Source organism: Hyalangium sp. (assembly GCF_035629615.1).
In the GTDB taxonomy this organism is placed as follows: domain Bacteria; phylum Myxococcota; class Myxococcia; order Myxococcales; family Myxococcaceae; genus Hyalangium.
In genome coordinates, this window is the sequence record NZ_DASPHO010000750.1 from 1 (window position 1) to 9,322 (window position 9,322).

Genomic DNA, 9,322 nt, shown 5'->3' on the forward strand with positions numbered 1-9,322 from the left:
CGGAGATCCTGGACTTCATCGCCCGGAACACGCCGGAGCTCGGCGTGCCGACCAACCCCATCCGTCCGACAAACCTGGACCACGTCAAGGACGAGATCTTCCTGAACCACGATCTCAACCTCTACAACTTCGTCATCCGCCTCAACCGGGCCGCGCGAGAGCAGGGCCGCACGCTGGGGCCGCCGCCCCAGCTGGACTTCAGCGGCATCTCGGACGAGTTCCCCATCGAGCCCATGCCGCGCCGGTGGACGAACTTCATGGATCTGCAGTCGGCGATCGAGATCTTCACGCCGATGTACCAGCTCTTCCTCACGGACCGGGACTTCTGGCGCGCGAGCAACTCGCTGCAGCTGGACGAGACGATCGCCATCTACGTGGCCACGCTGATGCAGGCCCCGGGGTTGGTGGCGCTGGTGAACAACCGTCACCCCATGGTGCCGCTCTCGACGATGCGGGCAGGCTTCCGGCTGCTGCTGCACGGGCTCTCGGCCGAGTCGCTCCACGGCTTCCTGGTGGAGTGCAAGCACGGGCGGATGCCGCAGCTGGCGCGCATCGTCTCCACCGTCCAGGCGCCGCGCCTCCCCGTCACCGAGGCCGCCTGAGCCCTCCAGGCCGGCGGCCCCTGAGCACAGCCCCAGAACTCCTCACACCGCTGGGCCGGGCTCCTTCACGGGCGCGCCGATGTCGTGAGGAGGTAGCTCGGTCCTGAGCACCAGGTCGAGCGTCGGGCTCTGGAAGCCGAAGTTCCCGTTCACCTTGCGGTGGTGCAGGCCATGGTGCTCGGCGGCCCGCAGCGGCTTGTTCCACCAGCGGCCCGGGAAGAACGAGTAGTTGAGGTGGCCCAGGGTGTTCATCAGCAGGCTCACCAGCGGGTAGGTGACGGCCGCCCAGAAGCTCACGTCGTAGAAGAGCTGGAGCGTCACCATCACACTGCCGAGCATCGTGGCCTCCACCGGGTGGAAGCTGTACGTCGAGAAGGGCGTCGGCACCCGCGAGCGGTGGTGCATGAAGTGCACGTGACGGAAGAGCCAGCGCGTGTGCAGCAGGCGGTGGCAGGCGTAGAAGTGCACCTCGTTCCAGATCGTCAGGACCAGCAGATCCCGGGCGAGCCCTCCCGCCGTCAGCTCCCAGCGGATGTGCGTCAGGCCTCGGGCGTCGAGCCACAGGGTGAGCGCGCCATACGCTCCGAAGATGGCGATCGACACGAGCGACCAGCCCACCTCCTCGCGCACCTGTCCCGGGCGCAGAGACCGCTCGTCGACGACATGCCCGAGTCCCAGCCGAGGGCCCACGCGGCGAGCCAGCCACGTGCCCAGGCTGCCGAAGCCGAAGTAGATCGCCGCGAAGCCCGCAGCGGTGATGGTGCCCAGCAGGAGGAGCGAGGAGCGCTGGGTGAAGTCTTGAATCGTTTGCTCGAGGTTCATGGCTGCCTGGGAGGTGCCCTCGGGAGGACCCTCCCTCATGGAGCAGGCGCTCCTACTTCTTCTTCATCCCCTCGAGCATCTTGCGGAAGGTCTTCTCCGCGCCCGTCACGGTCCTGTCGGGACCGGTGAGCTTGAAGAAGACGGCACCGCCAGGGCCCTCGACGATGGCGCCGATCAGCCGGAAGCCAGGCTTGGGGGTGGAGGGCCCCATCATCGGGCCACCGCCCGTGTAGGTGCCCTTCACGTCCACCGTCGTCACCGGGAAGCCGGCGAGCTTCTCCTGCTTCGTCTTCGCCTCCTTCTCCGCGGGGGAGCCGTCCGCCTTCTGGAACTGGCTCACCCAGCGCTTCACGTTGGCTTCCACCGTCCCACCCTTGCCCTCGCCGAAGTAGAAGACGGCCAGCTCCCCGCCCTCCAGGTCCCCCTTCGCGGCGGGGATGCTGTAGGTGGCTACGCGCATGGGGCGCTCCCCCTGCACGGTCCACTCGGTCGGGGCAGTCCACGTCAAGCCACCGGCCTCCTCGGCGCGGGCCACACCCGCAACCGCAAGGCTCAACACCACGACACTGAGCATTCGGTTCATGTCGTCAGCGTAACCGAAGCCCTCGCGGCATGCTCGGCTGCCTGAGCAGGAGCAGGCGCCAGAGCGAGCGCTCAGCCTGCAGCGGGAATGCGCTCTCGCCTCAGGGGGCGCCAGCGGTAGGGGCACTCGCGCAGGTGCAGCACCGAGTCCAGCCGTGCGTGGCCCGCGAATACCCCGTCCTGCATCGCCTCACAGTAGAGCTCCACCGGCCGGACGAAGCGCGCCTTCCACGGCCCCCGGTCGACGGTGAGCACATACATGTACCCGTCCGCCACGCCGAAGGCGTCGTAGCACTCGACGAGTGGATGGTGCAGTTCCTCCAGGCTGGGCCACACCGAGCCGGGAGGAGGCCCTGGCAGAGGTTGTGTATCCAACACCCCCACCAGCCGGCCCCCTGGGAAGGCAGGCAGCGGATCCACCGCGAAGGTGAGCTGGTCCCCCTCGCGGGCCATCACCATGTCCGCCTCGCCGAACTCGTGGAACTTGAACTCGACGAGCGCGTTGCCGATGCGGCGCATCAGCGCGTCATTGGTCTCGCTGCGCACGAAGTAGCCGCCGCGCCGCCAGGCCCCTCGTGCGTTGCGGTAGTGCACCGCGGCGCGGTAGCTCACCTGGTAGAAGTTGAAGCCCGCCAGGCCGGCGAGCCCCTTGGGGCGCATCTCGCGCAGCGAGGACATCAGCACCTGCACCCACGCGCTGCCCCGGTGGATCTCCGGCTCCAGGGGCGGGGGGAGCACCTGCGCGAGCGCGTCCGGCTCCACCGCATAGTTGAGCGAGAGCGCCTCCACCCACACCGTCTGCACCTGGGTGAGCCAGGGCACCGAGGGACACTCCTCCATGTCCACACTGGAGGGGCTCAGGTCCTGGGACCGCTGGAGCAAGTCATAGTTCTTGTACAGCTCCGCGTGGCCGCGTGGGGTCAGCAGGTAGTAGCCATCCTCCTCCACCACCAGCCCTCGCCTCGTGAGCGCGCGCAGGGCCGTCTCGCACGCCGTGCGAGACTGGTTCGCAGCCTCCATGCGGTTGAAGAGCCGCTCCCGGGCGATTCCCAGCCGAGCCATGGCCATGGTCACCATGGCGGCCAGCTCGGGCGGTGTCAGCGTCAGCTTCATACGAGCCGCGCCTGTACGCCGCCGACCACGAGGCGCTTGCGTCGGGCTCGGTGCAGCAGGAGCCCTCCGGTGAGCTGCGTGAGGAACCACAGCGCCGCGAGGGCCGCGAAGCCCAGCTGGGGCAGGCGGGCCAGCACCAGGGCGGCCAGCGCGTAGACGACGGCGGCCGTGTACCAGGCCCGGCCCATGAGCGCGCCCATGACGGAGAAGGACACGGAGATGAGGATGCACCCCACCGCGGGCATGAAGAGCACCTGCAGCCCGAGCAGCCAGTTGACGAGCGCCACCAGCACCATACCCCCCATGCACGTCGTCCAGATGGACCACACCTGCCGCTCGATGAACGAGCGCACCCCAGCGGCCTCCTTCCGCTGCAGCCAGAAGATGGCAACCAGGTTGAGCGGGACGATGGCAGCCCAGAGCAGGAGGTAGGGCCCGGGCGCGCGGTGCCCCTGTTGATACAGCACGTGCGTGCCGAGAAAGCCGCCCCCGTTGGTGAAGGCGTGGAGGATCCAGATGACGCCCCAGTTCTGGAGCGCCGAGTCGTCCCGAGCCTGAGTGACGACGCGGCGAATGAGCTGTAGAGCCTCGTTGGCTTCTTCTCGGTTCATGCGCGGCGGCGAGCCTACCCGAAGCAGAAGCGGGTATGGTCCCCCGCGCGTGACTCAGTGCGTCACTCCGCAATGCTTTCGACACCTTCGGTAACGTGCTAGCAAACCGGCCCTCAGCCAGTAGTCCCACCTTGGAGGGGGTTACCCACAATGAAGAAGCTGTTGCTCGTCGGGGCACTGACCCTGGGTGCCGCTTCCTGCGCACCAGACATCGCGCAGGATCCCGCACCAGATTACGTACTCGCGGATTTCAACCCGGCCGTCTCACCTGCGGTCGTCCCCACGCCGAACGATCTGGCCATTAATCCGGCGACAGGGCTGGTCAACGCGCCCATCGACCCCAATGCTCCCGCGGCACAGCAGGAGTTCACGAAGGACTACCTCAACACCCTCAACGGCTTTCCGACCAGCGTCACGGCGTCCACGAAGATCGTCGACCTGGACAAGAGCACTGTCAGCACGAGCTCTGTGAGGTTCATCGACCTGCTGCAGGGCACGCCCATCGCCACGCCGACGGTCACCCCGACGATCGCCTACGACGAGGACACGGATCAGCTCGTCATCGCTCCGCCGGCCACGGGCTGGCCCAAGGGCGGCCGGTATGCCGTGGCGCTCATTGGCGGTGACAGCGGCCTGAAGGGCGTGGGCGGCAAGAAGGTGGTGGGCTCTTCGGTGTGGGCACTTGCCACGCTGGAGAAGCCGCTCGTCACCTGCGAGGACCTGACGGCGAAGGACTGCGCGCCGACGACGGACCTCATCCCCTCGGCGAAGACGGATCCGGCCGAGCGGCTCGCGGACCAGACGGCCAGCGCGCTGCGGCTGGAGACGCTGCGCCGCTCCTACAAGCCGCTGCTGGATGCGGTGGCGGCGCAGGGCGTGAAGCGCGAGGACATCGTGCTGCTGTGGACCTTCCGCATCATGAACATGCCGGAGGCCACGTTCGACCCGGCCAGGAGCATCATCCCCTTCCCCAACAACATCCTGCTGACAACCTCGGCCAGCGGCCCGCGCGTGAACCTGCCCATCCCGGCCAACGCCCCGGACACGCAGAAGCAGCTGCTGATGGGGTTGAACACGCTGGACGGGTTCTCCACCACCGCGCCCGCTATATCGGAGAACAGCGACACGCTGGGCGCCATCGACACGGGTAGCAAGCTGGACGCGGGCAGCCTGGCGGGGGGCACGACGTTCATCAAGCTGACGCCGGGCGGTACCGCGCCGAACGTGACGGCGTGCCTGGACTGCGCCTCGAGCAAGAAGGCGGACGGCACCACGCCGACCAACCCGCAGCAGCTCCAGTTCGTGCCGCAGCTGCCGCTGGACGAGAAGTCCACCTACGCGGCGGTGCTGACGACGGACCTGAAGGACGAGCGGGGCCGAAAGGTGGCGCCAGCCGGGGCCTTCGCGCTGCTGCGCCTGAGCAGCCCGCTGGTGGTGGATGGCAAGAGCCAGGTGTCGGGCGTTTCGGACGCCAACGCCAACGCGCTCGAGCCGCTGCGCGCGGGCCTCAAGCCCATGTTCGACGGGCTGGCGCAGGCGGCGCTGCCGCGCTCCAAGATCGCGCTGGCGTGGGCCTACTCCACGCAGAGCACGGTCTCCGTGCTGCAGCAGCTGCACGCCCTGCCGGCTGTCCAGTACGGCCCCGCGGGCCTGCCCAACCAGCCCCTCTATCTGTTTGACGTCACGAGCACCGTGAAGGGCCAGATGGCGGCGGCAGGCCTCCCCAGCGGCAACGTTGGCAAGGTCTTCCAGGGCTCGATCGTCCTGCCCTTCGTGCTGACGGGGACGGGCGGCACGCTGAACCCGGCGGCGCCCAAGTTCGAGCGCGTGCCCTTCCTGTTGGCGCTACCCGCCCAGGCTGCGGCGGATCCGGCGAACGGCTATCCCGTCACCATCTTCAGTCATGGCCTCCGGAGCTCCCGGAGCACCGCGGTCCCCATCATCAACGCCCTCGCTGCGGTGAACCATGCAACCGTCGCCATCGATACCGTCTTCCACGGTGATCGCAGCACCTGCGTGGGTATCACCGCGACCGCGGGTATCACGGATGGAACCAATCCCATCGATGCTCCCGACGAAGCCTGCACCACAGGTTCGCGCTGCGATGTGGATCCCTCTAGCGTGAGCTACGGTCGCTGCATCTCCGACACCCCCGCCACGTGCAATCCCTCCGCGCCCACCACGGGCGACTTCTTCTGTGCCGGGAGTGGCCAGGGCCGCTGCCTCTCAACGAGCGCGACGGACGCCACGGCGGGGGCCTGCGAGGGCGGAAGCTTCAGGAGCGACGGCACCAAGCCCTACATCTCCGGCTGGAACATACTCAACCTGAGCAACCTCTTCGCGACCCGCGACAACTTCCGCCAGCACACCATCGAGCATGCCCAGCTCGAGCGCGTGCTCGCCGCGGATGGCATCGACACCCAGCTCGCAGCCCAGGGCGCAGGCAAGCTCGATGGCACCAAGATCAACTACCTCGGTCAGAGCCTCGGCGGCATCCTGGGTCCCCTCTACACCTCCGCGTCTCCCAGGGTCCGGCACGCGTTGTTCAACGTGCCAGCAGGGAACCTGAACGGCTTCCTGCTGACCTCCCCTGCCTTCGCTCAGGCGCGCGCGGGCTTCCTGGCGACCCTGTCCGCCCAGGGCATCATCCAGGGTACGCCAGCCTTCGATCAGTTCCTCGGGCTCTCCCGGATGATTCTCGACCCAGCGGATCCCATCAACTACATCTACTCCGTGGAGAACGGCCCCGCGTCTCCGGCTGAGCGTCAGGCCTTCATCCAGTACATCGAGGGCGATCAGGTCGCTCCCAACCCGCTGACGGAGGCCCTCATTGCCTCGGCCAACAGCCGTGCTGCGGACAAGAAGGATGTGGTCAGCTACAAATTCATCCCCGCCACCGAGGCCGAGCTGCCGCTCAGTGAGCGCCACGGCTTCCTGCTCAACTTCAGCAACGTTGCGACGACGGTGGATGCTCAGTCCCAGGCGATCGAGTTCCTCAACACCGGGGCCCTCCCGTAACCCCTCGAGAGAGAGGAAACGCACTCCATGATGAAGAAGACACTCTCTGTCGTGACCCTGCTCGCTGCCGGCCTCAGCCATGCCGCGGGCTTCTCCTTCGACACCCACAGCGGCCGGGCCACCGGCATGTCGTTCGCGACCACCGCCGTCACTGATGACTCGACGGCGATCGCCTTCAACGTCGCCAACATCCTGGGCGTGGAGAAGCTCGACATCACGGTGGGTGACGTCACCACGCTGCCCAAGCTGTCGTTCACCCCCGAGGGGGGCACGAAGCAGCAGATGGGCACCACCGTGGTGCCTCCGCCCCACCTGTTCGGCGTCTACCGCATCAACGATCAGATGGCCGCGGGGTTGGGCATCTACGTGCCCTTCGCCGCCGGCTCCAACTGGGAGGAGGACTTCCCCTTCCGCACCCGGGGCTTCTACGCCCGGCTGGCCACCTACTTCATCAACCCGTCATTCGCCTACCAGGCCCATGAGCGCTTCCGGGTCGGCGTGGGCTTGAACATCGTCCGCGGCACGGTCGAGATCACCCGCAAGATCAACTTCGTGGACACCGAAGGCACCATCGAGCTCGGTGGCGGTGGCTGGGGCCTGGGCTACAACGCGGGCATCAACGTCGTCGTCCTGGACAAGCTCCTGGACTTCGCGGCGACGTTCCGCGGCCCCCTCAAGATGAAGTTCAAGGGCAAAGGGGACTTCCAGGACGTCCCCGCTGGGTTCCAGGGCACGCTCATCGACCAGCCGATCTCGTCAACGGTCACCCTCCCCGGCTCGGCGAACCTGGGCCTGGGCTTCACCCCCCTGAAGAACCTCACGATCGCGCTCGACGCGCAGCTGGTCCTCTGGTCGACCTTCCAGGACTTCGGCATCGAGTTCGAGAACCCGGCGCTCACCAACATCGTGGCCAAGAACTGGAAGGACACCTGGAACTACCGCCTGGGAATCGAGTACGGGCTGACGGAGAACTTCCTGGTCCGGCTGGGCGCCTCGTATGACCCGATCCCGAGCCCTGAGGACACGCTCACTCCGGATCTGCCGGACGCCAACCGCTACAAGGCCTCGGCGGGCCTGGGCCTCAAGTTCGATCCCATCCGGGCGGACCTGGGCTACCAGTTCGTCTACCTGAAGGACACCAAGAGCACCGCCGCTGGCTTCGAGGGTACCTATGGTGGCACCGGCCATGTCCTGGGGCTCACCATCGGCTACGCGATGAAGTGACGGCTCCTCGCCGGGGCGAAGCGCTTCGCCCTGGCGACAATGTTCGAGACTGTCTCGAGCCCGGGCTCCTCCCAGCGAGGACCCGGGCTTTTCATTTCAAGGACGCTACAGTGGACTGAATGAGCTCCGCCAAGCCCGGCCGCAATGATCCCTGCCCGTGTGGCAGCGGGAAGAAATACAAGGTGTGCCACGCCGCCGAGGATCGCGCCCAGGCCGCTCCTCCGCCCTCGCTGCCCCACCCGCTCACCGCAGATCTCCAGGCCGCCATGGCCCTCCTGGGGGACCCGGATGTCTCCAAGCTGTCGCGGGCGCTCGAACACCTCGGCGCCCTGCTGACCCGGCAGGGCCCCGCTCCCCAGCTGCGCTTCGATGACGCCGCCTTTGAGGCCTACCTCAGCAAGGCGCTCGCGGCCCTGCCCGATACCGTCGAGCAGGCTCCCGCTCAGGCCCGCCGGGACCTGCTCGTCGGCGCCGTGCGCGAGTTCGGCACCCGCGCCTTTCTCGACGGCTTCCGCGCCGCCGTGCTCAAGCGCGCCGCCGAGTCCGGCCACTCCCCCGAGGATCGCCAGGCCCTGTGCGTGGGAGCACTGCTCGCCTCCCCCTCGAACAAGAATCGCTTCCGCCCCGAGGACATCCCCGTCCTCGACGTCGTCTTCGATGTCCAGTTCCGCGAGTGGTGCGCTCAGCACCGGGAGCTGGCCGACAAGTTCGAGGCGCTCACCCGCTTCGCCGAGGGAGACCTCCCGCCCGAGGCCCGCGAGGCCCTGCGCATGGCCAGCGAGGGCAACATCGACGCCCTCCTTCAGCACGTCCAGTCCGACCCGGGCCTCGTCGAGCGCATCGCCCGCGAGGCCAAGGAGCGCGCAGCCCGGGTAGAGGCAAAGCTCCAGGAGCCCTCCACCCCTTCCCTCTTCGCCCCCGAAGAGGAGCTGTGGTTCACCTGCGTCCTCTGGGAGCCCATGCGCGCCGCGAAGAGCGCCGCCAGCAACGCCGGCACCCGCCGCGCTGCCATCGAGAACCTCATCCGCGCGGTGAAGGCCGCGCTCGACGCCGAGCTTCTCCAGGGCATGCTCGAGCGCATGCGGCAGAAGGCAAGAGAGCCCTCGCTGGACGAGGCCTCGCGCGCCTTCTTCACCGACGCCGCCATCGCCGTCGAGGCCGAGCCCTCCCGCATGGTGATGGCCGCCCTCTTCACGGCTCGTCAGGAGGCCCAGGGCCGCTCCGCCGAGGAGCTGGTCATGCTCGCCGACATCAAGGCCCGCACCGTCTGGACACCCGAGGACTTCGAGCCCTACCAGAAGCTCCTCGAGGAGATGGGCCTGCCCACCGCCGCCGCGCGCATCCGCCGCA

8 protein-coding genes are annotated in these 9,322 nt (G+C 67.8%); 4 read left to right on the plus strand and 4 right to left on the minus strand.

Features of this window, described 5'->3' with window-relative positions; genetic code table 11:
- Positions 1–602, plus strand: a 602-nt coding sequence (locus VD972_RS37510; protein ID WP_324993630.1) for a DUF6999 family protein, incomplete at its 5' end; no start/stop codon positions are given.
- Positions 603–644: 42 nt separating this feature from the next.
- Here VD972_RS37510 and VD972_RS37515 read toward each other — a convergent pair.
- The 4 genes from VD972_RS37515 to VD972_RS37530 all read right to left on the minus strand — a co-directional run bounded on the left by VD972_RS37515 (position 645) and on the right by VD972_RS37530 (position 3,730).
- Positions 645–1,463 (minus strand): sterol desaturase family protein, encoded by an 819-nt coding sequence (locus VD972_RS37515; RefSeq protein WP_324993631.1) that lies wholly within the window; start codon positions 1,461–1,463, stop codon positions 645–647.
- 13 nt (positions 1,464–1,476) lie between these two features.
- Positions 1,477–1,932 (minus strand): hypothetical protein, encoded by a 456-nt coding sequence (locus VD972_RS37520; RefSeq protein ID WP_324993632.1) that lies wholly within the window; start codon positions 1,930–1,932, stop codon positions 1,477–1,479.
- Positions 1,933–2,078: 146 nt separating this feature from the next.
- Entirely contained in the window at positions 2,079–3,119 is a 1,041-nt protein-coding gene (locus VD972_RS37525) for a DUF2071 domain-containing protein (protein WP_324993633.1), read from the minus strand.
- Positions 3,116–3,730: a hypothetical protein gene (locus VD972_RS37530; RefSeq protein ID WP_324993634.1), complete on the minus strand. Its 615-nt coding sequence runs from the start codon at positions 3,728–3,730 to the stop codon at positions 3,116–3,118. Before VD972_RS37530 ends, VD972_RS37525 begins: the two co-directional genes overlap by 4 nt.
- A gap of 150 nt (positions 3,731–3,880) precedes the next feature.
- Here VD972_RS37530 and VD972_RS37535 point away from each other — a divergent pair, with 150 nt between their 5' ends.
- The 3 genes from VD972_RS37535 to VD972_RS37545 form a co-directional block, all read left to right on the plus strand.
- Entirely contained in the window at positions 3,881–6,748 is a 2,868-nt protein-coding gene (locus tag VD972_RS37535; RefSeq protein WP_324993635.1) for a hypothetical protein, read from the plus strand.
- Between the two features lie 27 nt (positions 6,749–6,775).
- Entirely contained in the window at positions 6,776–7,972 is a 1,197-nt protein-coding gene (locus tag VD972_RS37540; protein ID WP_324993636.1) for an OmpP1/FadL family transporter, read from the plus strand.
- Between the two features lie 119 nt (positions 7,973–8,091).
- Positions 8,092–9,322: SEC-C metal-binding domain-containing protein (locus VD972_RS37545; protein WP_324993637.1), on the plus strand; the 1,231-nt coding region annotated here is incomplete at its 3' end.

What these genes read in the sequence shown, in the direction of transcription:
- VD972_RS37515 (WP_324993631.1), bottom strand. Translation starts at nt 1,463, where the DNA reads ATGAGGGAGGGTCCTCCCGAGGGCACCTCCCAGGCAGCCATGAACCTC.
- VD972_RS37525 (WP_324993633.1), bottom strand. Translation starts at nt 3,119, where the DNA reads ATGAAGCTGACGCTGACACCGCCCGAGCTGGCCGCCATGGTGACCATG.
- VD972_RS37530 (WP_324993634.1), bottom strand. Translation starts at nt 3,730, where the DNA reads ATGAACCGAGAAGAAGCCAACGAGGCTCTACAGCTCATTCGCCGCGTC.
- VD972_RS37535 (WP_324993635.1), top strand. Translation starts at nt 3,881, where the DNA reads ATGAAGAAGCTGTTGCTCGTCGGGGCACTGACCCTGGGTGCCGCTTCC.
- VD972_RS37540 (WP_324993636.1), top strand. Translation starts at nt 6,776, where the DNA reads ATGATGAAGAAGACACTCTCTGTCGTGACCCTGCTCGCTGCCGGCCTC.